Annotated in this window: 14 protein-coding genes; 1 reads left to right on the forward strand and 13 read right to left on the reverse strand. The window is 54.3% G+C overall.

Annotated features, from left to right (window positions below; genetic code table 11):
• Window positions 1–108: 108 nt before the first annotated feature.
• The 8 genes from M2108_RS11930 to M2108_RS11965 form a co-directional block, all read right to left on the reverse strand.
• Entirely contained in the window at window positions 109–2,340 is a 2,232-nt protein-coding gene (locus M2108_RS11930) for a DUF4129 domain-containing transglutaminase family protein (RefSeq protein ID WP_277469557.1), read from the reverse strand.
• Window positions 2,337–3,587, reverse strand: coding sequence for a DUF58 domain-containing protein (locus tag M2108_RS11935; RefSeq protein ID WP_277469558.1), 1,251 nt, complete (start codon window positions 3,585–3,587; stop codon window positions 2,337–2,339). Before M2108_RS11935 ends, M2108_RS11930 begins: the two co-directional genes overlap by 4 nt.
• A gap of 2 nt (window positions 3,588–3,589) precedes the next feature.
• The gene (locus M2108_RS11940; protein WP_277469559.1) at window positions 3,590–4,546 is read right to left on the reverse strand and encodes an AAA family ATPase; all 957 of its coding nucleotides are present in this window, start codon (window positions 4,544–4,546) and stop codon (window positions 3,590–3,592) included.
• 448 nt (window positions 4,547–4,994) lie between these two features.
• Window positions 4,995–6,158, reverse strand: coding sequence for a methyl-accepting chemotaxis protein (locus tag M2108_RS11945; protein WP_277469560.1), 1,164 nt, complete (start codon window positions 6,156–6,158; stop codon window positions 4,995–4,997).
• 161 nt (window positions 6,159–6,319) lie between these two features.
• A complete protein-coding gene (gene spoVAE, locus M2108_RS11950; protein ID WP_277469561.1) occupies window positions 6,320–6,670 on the reverse strand; it encodes a stage V sporulation protein AE in 351 nt (116 codons plus the stop codon).
• Window positions 6,667–7,707, reverse strand: coding sequence for a stage V sporulation protein AD (gene spoVAD, locus M2108_RS11955; protein WP_277469562.1), 1,041 nt, complete (start codon window positions 7,705–7,707; stop codon window positions 6,667–6,669). The genes spoVAE and spoVAD overlap by 4 nt, the downstream gene beginning before the upstream one ends.
• Window positions 7,708–7,709: 2 nt before the next feature.
• Window positions 7,710–8,207, reverse strand: a complete 498-nt coding sequence (gene spoVAC, locus M2108_RS11960) for a stage V sporulation protein AC (protein ID WP_481856901.1) — start codon at window positions 8,205–8,207, stop codon at window positions 7,710–7,712.
• A 136-nt stretch (window positions 8,208–8,343) separates the two neighbouring features.
• Window positions 8,344–8,517 carry a hypothetical protein gene (locus M2108_RS11965; protein ID WP_277469563.1) on the reverse strand — a complete coding sequence of 58 codons (174 nt, stop codon included), beginning with the start codon at window positions 8,515–8,517 and terminating at the stop codon, window positions 8,344–8,346.
• Between the two features lie 174 nt (window positions 8,518–8,691).
• Here M2108_RS11965 and M2108_RS11970 point away from each other — a divergent pair, with 174 nt between their 5' ends.
• On the forward strand, window positions 8,692–9,765 hold the full coding sequence (locus M2108_RS11970; protein WP_277469564.1) for a M42 family metallopeptidase: 1,074 nt from the start codon (window positions 8,692–8,694) through the stop codon (window positions 9,763–9,765).
• Window positions 9,766–9,877: 112 nt separating this feature from the next.
• On the opposite strand, the gene M2108_RS11975 is transcribed toward M2108_RS11970, so the two are convergent.
• The 5 genes from M2108_RS11975 to M2108_RS11995 form a co-directional block, all read right to left on the reverse strand.
• Window positions 9,878–11,023, reverse strand: a complete 1,146-nt coding sequence (locus M2108_RS11975) for a mannitol-1-phosphate 5-dehydrogenase (RefSeq protein WP_277469565.1) — start codon at window positions 11,021–11,023, stop codon at window positions 9,878–9,880.
• A complete protein-coding gene (locus M2108_RS11980; protein WP_068721915.1) occupies window positions 11,023–11,457 on the reverse strand; it encodes a PTS mannitol transporter subunit IIA in 435 nt (144 codons plus the stop codon). Before M2108_RS11980 ends, M2108_RS11975 begins: the two co-directional genes overlap by 1 nt.
• Before the next feature lie 16 nt (window positions 11,458–11,473).
• Window positions 11,474–13,540: a BglG family transcription antiterminator gene (locus M2108_RS11985; protein WP_277469566.1), complete on the reverse strand. Its 2,067-nt coding sequence runs from the start codon at window positions 13,538–13,540 to the stop codon at window positions 11,474–11,476.
• A gap of 98 nt (window positions 13,541–13,638) precedes the next feature.
• A complete protein-coding gene (locus M2108_RS11990) occupies window positions 13,639–15,099 on the reverse strand; it encodes a PTS mannitol transporter subunit IIBC (RefSeq protein WP_277469567.1) in 1,461 nt (486 codons plus the stop codon).
• Between the two features lie 438 nt (window positions 15,100–15,537).
• On the reverse strand, window positions 15,538–16,401 hold the full coding sequence (locus M2108_RS11995) for an aldo/keto reductase (RefSeq protein ID WP_277469568.1): 864 nt from the start codon (window positions 16,399–16,401) through the stop codon (window positions 15,538–15,540).
• Between the last annotated feature and the right edge of the window lie 60 nt (window positions 16,402–16,461).

Consider the following 16,461-nt stretch of genomic DNA (forward strand, 5'->3'; position numbering starts at 1 on the left):
TCAAAACGGCTGCGCCATCCTGAACTGGACGGTACCTGTTCCGTGTGAAAGATAAGGATACAGCAGTGGTGAAGCATGCCCTCTCTTATCTTTCAAAAAAAATTATCACTATCTGCGTCCTTTAAGCATCCGCTGCAGCTGCAAAGCTTCAGTATACACGCTGCGCCAGTCTTTGTCTTCAATAATATCAGGGCTGTACTTGGCCTGCTCGAACAGCCTGAGCAATGAAGTAAAACTGTCCGCTGCCTGCGGGGTTTCCCGGCTCCAGCGGCCGACAGCCTCACGCAGCGTTTCATGCTCTTCCTTCAGCATGCCCTTTCTGCGGACATACCTTACCCATCGCTCTGTTTCGGCAACCACTTTCTGCACCGGCGTCAGCGGACGGCCATTGCGCAGCCGCTCCAGCAGGAAACGCAGGCTTAACCGGTGCTGCCACAGCTGATAGCCTGCCCAGAGCAGCAATATGGCAGCAGCAGCAGCCACAATCCATGCTCCGATATGCAGATTGCTTCCGGAATCCGTCTGCGCCGGTGTCTGTACCGGCTCCACAGCTTCCTCCTCTTCCTGCTCCGGATCGTCAGGAGTCTGTTCCTCGCTCTGGGTCAGCAGCGGAACAGTGAAGCCCGGGGTTGCTTCAACAGGAACCCAGCCGTAATCACCGAAATATACCTCTGCCCAGGAATGGGCATCGGCATTTGTAATCGTATAATTGTTGTTGGCCGCCCCCTGCATCATCAGATTGTCGGGCAGCTGCCCCTGCTCGCCGGGAGCATAACCTTTGACCCAGCGGGCAGGAATATCAAGTGACCGGGCCATCGTTACAAGCGCCGTAGAGTAATAGTCACAGTAGCCTTCCATAATTTCAAACAGGAAGCTTTCCACCATGTCCCTGCTCTTTTTGCGCGAAAGATCCGGCTGGTTGGTGTAGGGAAAGCTTACCTGTAAATATTGCTGCAGGAGCGCTACTTTCTCGTAAGGCGTCTGTGCGCCCGCTGTAATTTCCTCGGCAAGGTCAATGACCCGCTGCGGAAAATTGTCCGGGAGCTGAAGGTAACGCTCATTGTCCTGTCCCTCATACAGCTGATTGTATGTCTGCCGGCTCAGCTCCTGGACCGGAACAACCGGTACCTCAGAGGTCAGCACATAAGTCTGCGGGTAGGTCAGGACATCATCGGAGCCCCAGATCATCTCATTGTCCTGGCTCCGCCAGAACAATCCGTTGCTGGCCTCCTCACCGTCTATCGTATCCACACTGGAAATGGAATAAGCGCCGAAGAGTACCGGATAATCATTGTTGCCCAGCAGTCTGACCGTCTGCTGCAGCGGCTCAGTCTGTGTCTTCGGGGAAGCCTCCCGTTCCAGCTCTTCGCCTACCCGGGCGCGCATCAGCGGGCCCCTGTTCCACCGGTCATCATCACTCCAGCCTCTGCCGGAATAGACAGCCCGTGATTCCCCGCGCATATAGGTGCGCCGGCTGGAGGTGACGGTCATTACGGGCGAGTAATCGAAGCTGAAACCGCCGCCCAGATTATCGTCGTTCAGGCTGTAGCCGGAGGAGGAGCTGCCGCTCCCGGTTCCGCCGCTGCTGGTGCCGGTCTCCGAAGTTCCGGAGGTTCCCGGACCGGACGGGCTTCCGCCCCCGTTCCAGTCCTGCCAGGCCGTATAAGGATCGGTCAGTGTCGGCCGTACTTCAGGCATATTTACTCCTGTCACAATAACCAGCGAGAAAATAATCGCCACATTGATCAGAACCTTGAACGGATACCGCAGCAGATAGGTCCAGCCGCGCGGATAATGCAGCTGGAAGCTGCGCAGATGCTGTGTAACAAGCCAGCCCATGCCTGCTGCTACCGTCCAGGCCACCTCCTGCCACAGGACTGACGAGGTAAAGGAATCAAGCGCCGCAAAAGCAACGATGTTAGCGGTAAGAAACATGAGAATCCTTGACTTGGACGTAACCCACCAGGAGGACAGCAGCAGCAGCAAGCCAGCCGCCAAAGCGAACCAAATGTACGGAACCATGTCTGCTCCGGTATCCACAAGCCGGTCACGCAGCGTTACCGCCCAGGGATCGGGAACATGGATCCCCTTGTTCAGGATCAGCCTATACGTAATGTATAGAATAACCGCTGCCTCAAGCAGCAGTCTGAGTCCCCATTTGACAGGCAGGAGAATTTCAATGACCGCCACTGCCGCAAGCGACAGCAGCACAACCTCGGTAGTAGCCTGCAGCCAGAACGGTTCCGTGAAGGATACCCACTGCAGACCGATCAGCATCAGCCAGAGCAGGCTGAAGGAATGATGCCAGGAAGACTTGATTCCGTTCCACCAACGGCTCATACTGCAGTATCACCTCCGAGTACAGCAGGAAGATCCTGCAGGGAATTAACACTGTAGCCCGTTATTCCGCGTGACCTCAGCACATCGTTCCATTCCCTGCCGCTATGGTTTGCAGCCGGATTACGAACCTGGATATGGGCCGGGGTCATACCCCGGCTCTCCGCCCAGCGTATGATATCCAGTACCGGCTGGCCGCTTTGCGGACTGATCAGGACAAAATAGGCGCCTCTGGGAAACATCCGGTGGCTCTGCTCCAGCTTGGGCAGCAGCGGTCCGCGGCCTTCTGCGTTGATATCGATCAGGTATTGAAGCATTTTCTGGCGTTCTGCACCGCTCTCTGCCGGAACAAAGACCTTGGTCGTCCGGTCCAGACAGCAGAGGCCGATGCCGATCCGGTCACGGATCCCGTAACCGAGCAGCGAAGCCGTTACGGAAACGGCCAGCTCAAACTGGCTGGAGCTGCCGTAAGCCGCTGTACTGCCGTCAAGAACAAGGATGGTCTTGGGGACGGATTCATGCTCGAATTCCTTGGACTTCCATACGCCGGTCTTGGCGGTTGCATTCCAGTGGATCCGGGTTAGCCGGTCACCGTAAACATAGTCGCGCACCCCGTTAATCTGCGTTGTCTCGCGCCGTGAATGCAGCAGGGAGGTCTGCAGCCCGGCCAGGCGGGATCTGCGCTCATACAGCTGCCAGCGGGGCACGAAGACTGCCCGGGGGAGGACGCGGAACTGCCCTTCGGCCCGGAAGCTCCCCTTATGCTCCACCAGCCCGAAAATGTCCTCGGCCAGAATGTCGGTTTGCTCAAAGGTGTAGCTGCCGCGCTCCAGCGGCGGCGTCTGAAACTGCAGCTCCCCATGCCCCCTCAGGCTGGGGATCATGCTCTCTTCGAACACCCATGACTCTCCGTTATGCCGCTTCAGAATTTCTCTGACAACCACATACGGCAGCGGTAAAAATCCCGGAATGTCCACCTGCAGCTTCACCCGCAGATAGCCGCCCGCATAGAGCAGCTCAGGCTTATCCTGCTCCGAATACAGGCTGCGCGAGCCCTTGGCCCGCCGGACTCCGCCAACCGCGCTGACTACTAAATAAAGAATAAGGACCGAGACCATAATAAACAGCATAAAGGATGTTTTTCCGCCCTGAAACAGCACATAGAGGAGCGTAACCGCCCATATCGCGAGTATGCCGGCGAATTTCCGCGGCTGGATTCCTGCAGCCACACCAGTCAGATAGCTCTTCATCGTTATTGCCTCATCGTAACGGGCACACGGATGCCCTGCAGCAGCTTCTGCAGCAGAGATTCCACGTTAACATTGTCCAGCCGCGATTCCGGACGCAGAATGATACGGTGCCCCAGGGCATAAGGCGTGAGGATCTTAACGTCATCCGGCAGCACGTAATCGCGCTCCTGGAGGAAAGCATACGCCTTGCAGGCCATCATGAAGGACAGCGAGGCACGGGGGCTTGCGCCCAGCAGCACCAGCGGATGCTCCCGGGTCTGGCGGACAATATCCAGCAGATATCCAAGAACCGGTTCACTCAAATAGACCTCGCGGATCTCCTCCTGGATCGCCGCAATCTGCTCCATGCCCGTCACCGGTGTCAGCTTGTCCACAGGCTGGCCTGCCTGATGGCTGAGCAGCAGATTTTTCTCGGTCTCGCTGTCCGGATAACCAAGGCTGATACGAAGCATAAAACGGTCAAGCTGGGCTTCAGGCAGCGTATAGGTGCCCTCAAAATCAATCGGGTTCTGCGTCGCACAGAGCATGAACGGGTGCGGCAGCGGATAGGTTTCGCCGTCCACGGTAACATTCCGTTCCTCCATAACCTCAAGCAGCGCTGACTGTGTCTTCGTGGTTGCCCGGTTAATTTCATCGGCCAGCAGAATATTGGTCATAACCGGCCCGGGCCGGAAATAGAACATTTCATCGCGCGGATGGTAGACGGATACTCCGGTAATATCACTCGGCAGAATATCCGGATTGCACTGGATCCGCCGGTAATCACCCGACATGGACCGTGACAACGCCCGTATGAGCTGGGTTTTGCCGGTTCCGGGAACATCCTCAATCAGGACATGTCCACCGGCCAGAAGTGCTGTGAGCAGCAGTTCTATTTCAAATGATTTTCCAAGTATGCAGGATTCCAGATTAGAGCGAACAGCCTTCATAATTTGCGTAGATTCTTGACGTACGGGCATATATGATTAGACCTCCTATGTCAGAATAAGCAGTAATATTTATATTTTACATGATTATAGGACCCAAAGTACATTATTGAAGACTTTGAAGTTGGCAGAGCCGGAACATATAGCCTGTTTTACAAATGAAAGAAGCGAATCCGTTAATTTCTTGTAATAAATCACAAAAATTCGAGAGAATTCTGCATGCCGCAAACTATAGCAAACAGGGCAGCCGCTCCCCCCGAAGGTTGAACAGCTGCCCTGCGCTGCTTGATCCTTGTATCCTGCTAAGCCTGTTTATGATCGCCGACAAGTTCGTTCAGGCTGACAATCAGGCTCTCCAGCTGCTTAAAGCTGCCAACCATGTTGTCTGTCATCGTGCGCTGCTCCTCTACCCCGGCCAGAATCTCCTTTGTCGCGGCGCTGGACTGCTCGGTTACGCTGGAGAACTCGGTTATTTCATTTACTATCTTTTCAGAGAACTGCTCTGTTCAAATTGGGCAATCAAGGCGTCCATCTGCTGCTGCAGGCCGGCGATCACGCCGCTGATGGAATCCGCTGTTTTACCGGAGTCCTCAGCCAGCTTCCGCACCTCTCCGGCAACCACGGCAAAGCCCCGTCCGTGTTCGCCCGCGCGGGCTGCTTCGATGGAAGCATTAAGGGCAAGCAGATTCGTCTGCCTGGAGATCTGGGTTATTCCTCCAAGCATTTCATGGATTTCCTGGCTGCGCCGGCTGAATTCCAGCATCTGATCCGAGGTCTGCTCCATCATCTCTCTGAGCTCGGAGAACTGTCCTGCCAGCTGCGAGACGTTACCGCTGCCCTGCTCGCTGACCGCAGCCGTTTCCGCAGACAGCTTTTTCATTTCATGCGAGTACCCGGCCACATCACGGATATGCTGGTCAGAGACCGAAATCGCCTCCGTAATTTCACCGATGCTGCCGGCCTGATATTCAATTCCTTTGGAGACCTCCTGGAGACCGATGGCCACTTCACTCGTTATAGCTCCGGCCATCTCTACCTCTACCTTAAATCTGCCCGTAAACTCATAAAGGCCGTCCACTGCCGTCTTCACCCGTTCTAGCAGGAAATTCACCTGTTCGCCGGAGGCTTCAACCTGCTCACGCTGCTGTTCGCTCTGGCGCTGAAGCTTCTCATTCAGGTATGAAACGACAAACAGCACGATGCTGACTATGAGGTACAGGCCTATGCCGGAAAAATAGAAGAGCAGCTTGCTCTCCGAACCGGCGGCTTCCGATCCTCCGAGCTGCTGAAACAGAATTTGAACAGCGCTTATTCCGGCAGCAATCGCGTAGTATTTATAGTGCGGATAGAGCAGAAGCAGCGAGCAGAGCAGCATTACAACCAGACTGTCTAAGGAGCCGAGGGTTAAATAAAAGGCCATTGCAGTAAGGACAGCTGTAAGGATCCAAGGGATGACCAGCACCCCTTTCCGCCGGCTGTTAAACAGAGTCAATCCGACTGCGAGCGGAACAGCTACTGCGCTAGTACCCCAAAGCTTCGGGGTCTGAAAGGCCAGAATAACTCCAATTACGGTTACAACCCCAAAAATAGCGATAATAATTTTGTTTCTCTTCCAAAACAATTCGACCTTCCACTGATTCTGCAACTTGTGCACGTCCCCTGTCTTTATGTATATACCTAACCTCTAAGGTTTATTATCGTCAATAATCGACTTTTTTTTTTGCTATTCCATCCCGGTTAAAATGAAAATAAAGACCGCTCTGCAGCGGCCTTTGTTCATAGTCTGTTCACTTTAACGAAAAAGAGTTAGCCTTTAGGCCTTACAACAAGTGCAGCCAGGAACGAGAACACAATGGCTGATGAAATCCCGGCACTGGTTACATCAAATATACCGGTCACTACGCCTACCCATCCGTCACGCTCCAGCTCGGTTAATGCACCGTGCACCAGGGAATTACCAAAGCTCGTTATCGGCACGCTGGCCCCGGCTCCCGCAAACTTCACCAGCGGATCATATAGTCCAAAAGCATCCGCCGCCGCTCCCAGCACGACGAGTGTACTCATCGTATGGGCCGGCGTCAGTGCAAGCACGTCGAACATCAGCTGGCCGATTATACATATGGCTCCGCCAACAAGAAAAGCCCAGAGGTAGATCATTGTCCTTCACCTCCAATCTCAAGGGCTACAGCATGGGCTACGCATGGAATGCTCTCCCCTTGCTGATAAGATAGCGGAGACAGCAGCGCCCCGGTTGCCACGACAAGCACCCGCTTCAGCTCTCCTTTTCTCATCCGCTTCAGGATATGGCCGTATGTGACAACTGCAGAGCAGCCGCAGCCGCTTCCTCCGGCGATTACATATTTTTGCTTATCCAGATTAAAAATAAGCAGTCCGCAGTCATCAAAGGTCGTCTGTTCCATCGGGATGCCCTCTTCAGCCAGCAGCTCCTTGGCAATCGGCAAACCTACCGATGCAAGATCCCCGGTCACAATCAGGTCATAATGCCCCGGCGTAAGGCCTGTATCGCGGAAATGGGCGGTTATCGTATCCGCCGCTGCCGGGGCCATCGCGGTTCCCATATTGAACGGATCTGTCAGGCCCAGATCCATGATCCGGCCAATCGTAGCAGAAACCACATGAACCTGAGTACCGGGTGCAGTGCCGTCATTGCGGGCGACTACCGCACACCCGGAGCCGGTAATGGTATATTGGGCTGTCGGCGGCTTCTGTGAGCCATACTCGGTCGGATAGCGGAACTGCTTCTCCACCGTACAGTTATGGCTTGAGGTTCCGGCCAGCGCATACTTGCCGCCGCCTGAATCAATGATCATCGAGGCGATCGCCAGACTCTCCATGGAAGTCGAACAGGCCCCGAAGACACCCAGATAAGGAACGCCAAGCTTCCGTGCGGCAAACGAGCTGCTGATAATCTGGTTCATCAGGTCGCCTCCGACGAAGAACTCCAGCTGCTCTTGCTCAATCGCGGCATTCATCAGCGCGAGCTTGGAAGCTTTTTCGAACAGGGCGCGCTCTGCCTTCTCCCACGTTTTCTCGCCCATTTCAAGGGAATCGTAGATAAAATCAAAATCCGAGGCCAAGGGTCCCTCCCCTTCCTCCGGCCCTACTACCGCAGAAGAACCAAGGATGACAGGACGGGTGGTGAATTTCCAGGTCTGGCTGCCAAGCTGCTCCATAATTAGTGAGCACCTCCCCAGCCCATAACGGCATATACTAAGCCCACCACAAAGGCAGCAACCACGCCAAAGACGATAACGGAGCCGGCCAGCTTGAACATATTGGCGCCAACGCCGAGCACAAGACCCTCAGCACGGTGTTCAAGCGCTGCCGAGCACATGCTGTTGGCAAAGCCGGTAACAGGTACTGCTGACCCTGCACCGCACCACTGGGCCAGTTTGTCGTACACGCCAAAGCTGGTAAGAATGACGGACAGCAGGATCAGCACTGCTACCGTCGGGCTTGAGGCTTCCCGTGAGGTCATATCAAAGATCGCCATGAAGGCCTCCTGGATAGCTTGTCCCAGTACACAGATCAGACCGCCTGAGAGAAAGGCACGGACGCAGTTTTTGAACACCGGACGCGAGGGTACAAACGGCTTGGACAGTTTCTCGTAGTCCTGGGGAGTCATGGTGTCAAGCCGCAGCTTTACACCGCTTTTCTTTGTTTTTGCTGGCAAAATAGGACACCTCCTGGAATATGTGCGAAGGGAAGCCGCCAAGTCAGTCTCATTGTCCGCTTCCCTCCGGCTCTTCTTCGCCTAGAAGTTTTTCCTTATTGTTCACCGTAATCCGCCTTGTTATGTCCCTGCATACTCAGGAAAAAAACAGCAGCACCACTATAAGCAGCATAAACAGAACCAATATCAGCACAATCTCGCTTTCCCGCGCGTCGCGGCGGCGGTATCTCCGCTGAATGCCGCTCGCACGTGCCCTGGGCGGGACCTTTCTTGGGGCAAAAGGCCCGGAACTGCTTCCTGCAACCCTCATTCTATCCGCTTCCTTTCCCGGCTCCTGCGTGCAGACCCGTTACAGTATGTTATTCAGCCGCGCAGCCTCCGGTGTCCGCCCGGATTCCGTGAAAGATAGACATTCAGGCCGGTGAAGTTCATACTATATAGGTTGAATCTGAACTCTTGAGATCGAGAAAAGGAGCGTTACATTATGAATCAGGAAACGATGGACATGTTCAAGACACTGACCGAATTCCCGGCAGCTCCGGGTTTCGAGCGCGAACTGCGCGCTTATGTCAAGAACGCTATGTCACCTTATACGGATGAATTTGTGCAGGACCGGCTCGGCAGCCTGTTCGGCGTGCTGCGCGGCGCCGAGAACGGCCCGAAAATTATGGTTGCCGGACACTTTGACGAAGTCGGCTTTATGGTTACCGGCATTACCCCTGGCGGTATGATCCGCTTTACACCGCTCGGCGGCTGGCTGGCTTCCGCCGTCGCATCACAGCGGCTGCAGATTATTACACCTGACCGCGTGCTTGACGGGGTAGTCGGCAGTACACCGATTCATCTGCTTTCACCCGAAGAACGTACCAAGACCGGTGATATCAGCAAGATGTACCTTGATATCGGCGCTGACAGCAAGGAAGAAGCCGAAAGCTTCGGTGTAAAACCCGGCCAGCAGATTCTCCCTGTATGCCCGTTTACCCCGCTGGCCAACCCGAAGAAGATCATGGCCAAAGCCTGGGACAACCGCTATGGTGTCGGCCTGGCGCTTGAACTGGTCAAGGCGCTGCATGACAAGCAGCTGCCGAACACCGTCTACGCCGGTGCAACAGTACAGGAAGAAGTGGGCTTGCGCGGCGCCCGTACAGCCGCTAACCTCCTGAACCCGGATATATTCTTCGGCCTGGATGCCAGTGCCGCCTCCGACATGACCGGGGACCGCCAGGCGTTCGGACAGCTCGGACAGGGCGCGCTGCTGCGTATCTATGACCCGACGATGATCACCCACCGCGGGCTGATAGAATATGTGCAGGATACAGCGGACACCCATAAGATCAAATACCAGTACTTCGTCTCCCAGGGCGGAACGGATGCCGGAGCGGTTCATACCAGCGGCATCGGCGTACCGTCAGCGGTTATCGGCATCTGCTCCCGCTACATCCACACCGCCTCCTCCGTCATTCACAGCGACGACTACGAGGCGGCCAAGGAGCTGCTGATCAAGCTGGTGGAAGGACTGGACCGCACCACTCTGCAGACTATTCTGGAAAACAGCTAATAGGCAAAGTCCAGAAGGCACTGGGAACCGATTCAAAAGTAAGAAAGAGCAAGACCTTTCCGGCATCGGAAGGGTCTTGCTCTTTTTATTGTTGCTATAGTCTTAAAACCTTTTATTTCAGAGCGGCGTATTCCGCCATCACAGACTGGTGAACGGCATGGTCTGCAGCCAGCCCGGTATATTTGGTCAGCGCAGCTTCCACGCCAAGCTCGGTGATAGCAGCCTGCAGCTCTACGGCTTCAGGATCATCAGCAGCCTGGAACAGCAGTGCCCCGGCCATGGAACGGGTAAGCGCCTTGTAGCTCAGGCCGCGGTCATAGGCCTGCAGGGCAGGAGATACCAGACGGTCATTTGGTGACAGCTTGCGGATCGGCGAACGGCCGACACGGGACACTTCATCGGTCAGGGCCGGATTGCGGAACCGCTCCAGAATTTTGTCGATATATTTACTGTGCTCTGCGCTGTCGAAGCCATGCTTCTGCACCAGTACGGCACCTGTTTCTTCCAGCACTTCGCGGACCAGGGCAGTCAGATTCTCATCCGCCATTGCCTGCTGAATCGTTTCGTAGCCGCGCAGGAAGCCCAGATATGCCGCGGAGCAGTGACCGGTATTAACCGTGAACAGCTTGCGCTCAATATAAGGCTCGAGGTTCTCCACATAATGTACGCCTTCAACCGGTGTATATCCCGGAAGCATCTGGGAAGCATCCACCACCCACTCGTAAAAGGGCTCTACCACAACCTTGAGAATATCCTCATGCTGCTGAAGCGGTACAATCCGGTCTACTGCTGCGTTCGGGAACGCTACCGAGGCATCCGCCTTGGCACGGGCTGTATCATCCAGCTGTGCATAGACCAGCTCTTTGAGCTGGGCGCTGCCGCCGATGGCATTCTCGCAGGCAATCACATGGAGCGGCTTGTCGGAGACGGCAATCCGTCTCTTGATTCCATCGGCCACCACACCCGCAATATGCTTCAGAATGGATACGCCGACAGCGGTAGTAACCAGATCCGCTTCAGCAATTGCAGCCGCCACTTCTTCAGCATGGGTAACACTGCTCAGCGCTGTAACCTTTTTTACGATAACCGTTTCCTGTCCTTCACTGGCCAGAGTTACCGGATATTCCCCGCGCTCCTTGAGCTGGGATACAAAAGCTTCATTTACATCCACGAAACAGACCTCATAGCCTGCCTGTGAAAGCAGCAGACCGATGAACCCTCTGCCGATATTGCCTGCACCGAAATGAACAGCCTTCATTATTCAAGGCCTCCTTCAAAGATCGCAATAACATCAGCAGGAGTAGGGGCATTCATTACACGCTCAATGGCATCGTCTTCAGTGAAGATCATCGCTACATTCGTCAGCACTTCCATATGTCCGTCCCCTGCAGCTGCAATCCCGATTACGACAAAAGCAGGCTCATCGCCGCCAAAGTCAACGCCGTCCGGAAAGCGGATCACGGAAAGACCGGTAGATTTGATAAAAGGTCTTGCTTCCTTCGTACCATGCGGAATGGCAAGCCCGCCGCCCATGTATGTGGACACGACTTCTTCGCGCTCCAGCATCTTCGGCACGTATTCCTCTGTTACATGTCCTGCATCAACCAGCAGCTTGCCGGCCATGGTGATCGCTTCATATTTGTCTTTGGCGGCACCGTTCATAATAATCTTGTTTTCTGACAGTATACTCATATGGTTTCTCTCGCTTTCACATTTTATTTTCGAAGAAATGCAGCAGTTCTGACGACAGGTAGCTGCGGATTTCGGATTCTGTCCGCTCCTCCAGCAGCTTCACCAGCTCTGAATTCAACAGCATGGCACTGATCTCGCTAAGAACCTCAAGACTCTCCTTGGACAGCCTGCGCGGGGCAAGCATCAGCAGGATGACCCTTACCTCTGTGTTGCCTTCCAGCACAACCGGCTCTTGCAGACGATAAAGGGTCAGGGATGACATCAGGATGTGGCTGCTGCGGGTATGAAACAGCGCCAGTCCGGTATCCGGGATGACCTGGCTGGACATTCTTTCCCGTTCCAGCAGCCGCTCCAGCAGGATATCCGCATCCCCGACAACCCCGGTGCCCCTAAGCGAATCAAGCATTGCTGCAATGGTAGCCTGCAGAGGGATTCCTTCATTATCAAGCGGATAAAAGCGGAACCGCTCCAGCAGGCTAACCGTCTCATCCAGTATGCCTTTATAGCTTTTCAAGCGGTCCAGCGCATTGTCGTCCCGTGCAGAACGGTCACTCTCACCGCCTGGAACGCTCTCCCGCTCCCGCAGCGTGATATTCTGAATATAGCTTAAAAGCTTCTCAATTTCATCCCCGGTCAAAAGAGGGCTGATCTTGATGTATCGTTCCTTATCCAGCGGCAGATCAATGGTTGAAATAATCAGATCATAATCCACCTCGGGAAGGCGGGCTGCTTCATACCAGGAAATATTCCCGAGAATCTCAATCTGCGGCATTTCCTTGGCGAGCCGGGTGGCCAGCAGACGGGAGGAGCTTAACCCGCTGGCACAGACCAGAATGGCCCGCACACTGCGCTTCAGCTGATTGAGCCTTTCGACGGAAGCGCCGAAATGCATGACCAGAAAGCCCACTTCCTCGTCGGGAATCTCCAGATCCAGCTGCAGATCCTCCACCGCAGCCCTGACAATCTGGAACAGGTATTCATAATCTTTGCGGATCGGGCCAAGCAGCGGATTGCGGATACGCGTTCCCTCGCGCAGCCGTTTGAAAGCCGGATCCATATGCTCCAGCAGCCCTTCCCGCAGAGAGCGGTCGCTCTGGAACGGCAGCCCTGTCCGCCTGACTACACTCTCGGTCAGCCTGTAGACGGTCTCCATCAGTTCCATATCGCCATAGGCAATTCCGCCGGAGGGGAATGAATCCTGGGCCCGGTCAAACAGACCGGCGATATACAGAATCTCAGCCCGCGGTATATCCTCCTCAAGCGCCAGTCTGAGCCGCTCCACAAATTGCTCCGCACCGGAAATGTTGCGGTGGTCGGACATCCTGGGATAGCCGGCGTCACCGCCGTTTTCGATCCCCTGGCCGATTGAGATCCGCCGGGTGGTGACGGCAAGGCCAAGCAGCATCTCCATGTACACTATTTCCGGAAGCTCTGCAGTCCACTGCCATTCCATATCCCACAGTGTACTTTCCACTTCAAGCAGATTGTTCTTCCCGACGGTCATGAGCAGGATCCGGTAAACGGGGCTGCTGGCCTGCTGGGGAGAGTGTCCCACCAGATCGGATAAATCCAGATGCTCCGCCGCCAGACGGCCGATCGCCCTGCGCTTATCCACCTCACTGCCGGTAATTTCAACCCCGTAGCCTCTCCTGCGGACCAGCTGAAGATTGAATTTACGGACCCATGGCTCCAGTTCATCCAGATCATAGCTCACGGTGGCTACGGTTACCTTCAGCCAATGGGCCAGAGTAAACAGCTTCACCGGATCTTCTGCCTCAAGCAGCGTACACAGCTCATATATCTTGCGTTCCTCGCTGGAGTATTCCGCCGGCTTCTCCTGGCGTAGGAACAGGCGAAGCTCTGCGAGGCCATCCTCCGGACCGCTCAGCTGTATGCCCTTACCCGATTTACGGATAAGATCCAGGCCGAAGTCCGCAATCAGTTGTTCTATGTCTTCCATCTCGCGGTGAACGGTTCTAACACTTACCCCGATACCTTCGGCGATTTCGGCGGCTGTGATTTCTTCATTTACGCCCAGCAGCAGCCAGATGATCTGGCGCTGCCGGGCGGTAACCTTCCTCATAACCGTGTACCTCCGCCCTAAAATGGAGACAAACGCTGGCTCCCGGGGGCCAGCGTCTCCTTATTTAGCGTTATACGTCATTTCTAAACTGTATTCGATTATTTTAAACGCTCAACCAGTTCATCGTACTTCGGACTCTTGAGGAAGTTATCGATTGAAATATGCTCTGCATTAGGATTGCTTGCAATAGCACGGTCGGTTAACGTTTTCTGGGTAATGACGATATCCGCATCCGCCGGAATTTCACTTACCGCCGAATTGACTACAGTAAGATTGACACCTGCGCTCTGCAGCTTCTTTCTCAGTACCGAAGCACCCATCGCACTGGAACCCATACCGGCATCACAAGCGAAGACGATTTTGCGTACATCTGCTTTATTGCGGACATTAGCAGCAATGTTATTGGCAGCTGCAGTTGCAACAGTTGCAGAAGCTGCTGTACCGGCAGTCTTCATGTCTTTCATTTTTGCAGAAGCTGCTTCCAGATCCATTTCTTCCTCATCCGTTTTCTTCACTGTCTTCAGCAGCAGCGTTGCAAGGACAAAGGAAACTACGGTTGCCACAACTACACCGGCCAGCATCGGGAAGTATCCGCCCTTAGGCGTCATAGCGAAATAAGCAAAGATACTGCCTGGTGACGGAGAAGCTACCAGACCTGCACCAAGCATCTGGAAAGTGAATGTACCGGATACACCGCCACCGATTACCGCAAGGATCAGACGCGGGTTCATCAGAATGTACGGGAAGTAAATTTCATGGATACCGCCAAGGAAGTGGATGATTACAGCACCCGGCGCAGAAGCTTTTGCAGAACCGCGTCCTACAAGCCAGTAGGCCAGCAGGATACCAAGTCCTGGTCCCGGGTTAGACTCAAGCATAAACAGAATGGATTTACCAATTCTTTGGGATTCTTCAAGCGCAATCGGCCCCAGAACCCCGTGATTGATCGCATTGTTAAGGAACAGCACTTTTGCAGGCTCGATGATAATGTTGACGATCGGAAGCAAATTGTGATCAACCAGGAATTGCACGCCATTGGACAAAATGTTGGTAAGACCTTCAACCAGTGGTCCGATCCCCTTCAGCGCGGCAATAGACAGACCGCCACCGATAATACCGAGTGAGAAGTTATTAACCAGCATTTCAAAACCGGCTTTGATTTTACCGTCAACGGCTTTGTCAAACTGTTTCAGAATCCAGCCGGCCAGCGGTCCAACGAGCATCGCTCCAAGGAACATTGGAATGGAGGAGCCGACGATAACCCCCATTGTAACGACAGCACCGATAACACCGCCGCGTTTGCCGTGTACCATTGTACCGCCGGTGTAACCGATCAGCAGCGGCAGCAGGTACTTGATCATTGGATCTACAAGAGCGGACAGGCTTTCATTTGGAAACCAGCCTGTTGGAATGAACAATGCTGTAATCAAACCCCATGCGATAAAAGCACCGATATTTGGCATAACCATACCGCTGAGCAAGCGGCCGAATTGTTGGACTTTCACCCTTGTTCCGCCGGATGAAGGTTGTGTTGCTGGCGTAGTTGCCGATGTGGCCATTTAATATGCCCCCCTATTGAATTAAATGGGACTTCCTACCCTTAAGCTTTGTTGTAAGGTCATCCCCTATGCACACATCGTAAATCAAAGCGCTTTCTTTGTCACCAAATTGAAAATGCGGTTTCGTCATGAACGTTGTTGACAACATTTAAGAGCTGTTGCCACAGGCTTTTTCCGGGCCTTATGGCCTAACTTACAGAAAAAAACAGTGGAATCAAAGGCATTTTTGCCCTTCAATTTGCTCATTTAGCTGCACCTCGCCTCATCTCTAGTGCGTAACTCTCAGCCAGTTGTATGCAGACGAAGCTTTTTCGCAATGCTCTATACAAATTTTAATTGAAATTTTATATTCTATACCCTGGATACCCGTGACCTGCGCAGCTTATTTCTTCATGATCAATAAAAAAAGCCGCCCGTGAAATCACGGACAGCAGTCAATCAAATCATATCCAGCGGAACCCTCCATGCCGGCTGTGGAAAAGCTTCATCCAGCTGCTGCAGCTCCTCATCGCTCAGCCTGATGGAGGCTGCCGCCGCATTTTCCTCCACGTGCTTACGGGAGGCTGCCTTTGGTATGGCAATAACGTCCCCCTCGCGGATACTCCAGGCCAGCAGAATCTGCAGCGGTGTAACCTCATGATTGGCGGCAATATGCCGGACCGCCATGTTCTCGGTCAGCCCCTTGCGCAGACTGCCGGCCTGGGCGAGCGGGGAATACGCCATTATCGGAATGTTGTGGCTCCGCTCCCAGGCCAGCAGATCGTGTTCAATGCCTCTTGAACCCAGATGATACAGTACCTGATTCACGGCGCAGTTCTCCCCGCCGGGTATGCTGAGCAGCTCCCGCATATCCTCCGTATCGAGGTTGGACACACCCCAGCGCTTGATTTTGCCGGCAGCCACCAGCTGCTCCATACCTTCGACAGTTTCTTCCAGAGGAACATTGCCGCGCCAGTGCAGCAGATACAGATCCAGGTGGTCCGTACCGAGCCGCTTCAGGCTGCCGTCACAGCTGCGGATAAGCCGTTCCATACCGGCATTGTGCGGATAGACCTTGGACACCAGAAACACATCATCACGGATGCCCCGGATGGCTTCACCCACCAGCTCCTCGGAGCGCCCGTCCCCGTACATTTCAGCGGTATCGATCAGATCCATGCCAAGCTCGACACCCAGACGCAGGGAGGCGATCTCCTCGGCCCGGCTTGCCGCATCCTCTCCCATAAACCAGGTGCCCTGGCCGATTCTCGGCACAGTGGCGCCGCCCCGCAGCTTAACCCGGTTGTGAATGCTGTTGTTCATATGGTGATGTCTCCTTAACAGATGGATTGTATACTTACTATACTTACCATGTTGCTCCGT

This window comes from Paenibacillus sp. PastM-3, assembly GCF_029893965.1.
Classification (GTDB): domain Bacteria; phylum Bacillota; class Bacilli; order Paenibacillales; family Paenibacillaceae; genus Paenibacillus_AQ.

Coding starts and splice junctions, on each gene's coding strand:
- M2108_RS11930 (WP_277469557.1), bottom strand. CDS start 2,340: ATGAGCCGTTGGTGGAACGGAATCAAGTCTTCCTGGCATCATTCCTTC.
- M2108_RS11935 (WP_277469558.1), bottom strand. CDS start 3,587: ATGAAGAGCTATCTGACTGGTGTGGCTGCAGGAATCCAGCCGCGGAAA.
- M2108_RS11940 (WP_277469559.1), bottom strand. CDS start 4,546: ATGCCCGTACGTCAAGAATCTACGCAAATTATGAAGGCTGTTCGCTCT.
- spoVAE (WP_277469561.1), bottom strand. CDS start 6,670: ATGATCTACCTCTGGGCTTTTCTTGTTGGCGGAGCCATATGTATAATC.
- spoVAD (WP_277469562.1), bottom strand. CDS start 7,707: ATGGAGCAGCTTGGCAGCCAGACCTGGAAATTCACCACCCGTCCTGTC.
- M2108_RS11965 (WP_277469563.1), bottom strand. CDS start 8,517: ATGAGGGTTGCAGGAAGCAGTTCCGGGCCTTTTGCCCCAAGAAAGGTC.
- M2108_RS11970 (WP_277469564.1), top strand. CDS start 8,692: ATGAATCAGGAAACGATGGACATGTTCAAGACACTGACCGAATTCCCG.
- M2108_RS11975 (WP_277469565.1), bottom strand. CDS start 11,023: ATGAAGGCTGTTCATTTCGGTGCAGGCAATATCGGCAGAGGGTTCATC.
- M2108_RS11980 (WP_068721915.1), bottom strand. CDS start 11,457: ATGAGTATACTGTCAGAAAACAAGATTATTATGAACGGTGCCGCCAAA.
- M2108_RS11985 (WP_277469566.1), bottom strand. CDS start 13,540: ATGAGGAAGGTTACCGCCCGGCAGCGCCAGATCATCTGGCTGCTGCTG.
- M2108_RS11990 (WP_277469567.1), bottom strand. CDS start 15,099: ATGGCCACATCGGCAACTACGCCAGCAACACAACCTTCATCCGGCGGA.
- M2108_RS11995 (WP_277469568.1), bottom strand. CDS start 16,401: ATGAACAACAGCATTCACAACCGGGTTAAGCTGCGGGGCGGCGCCACT.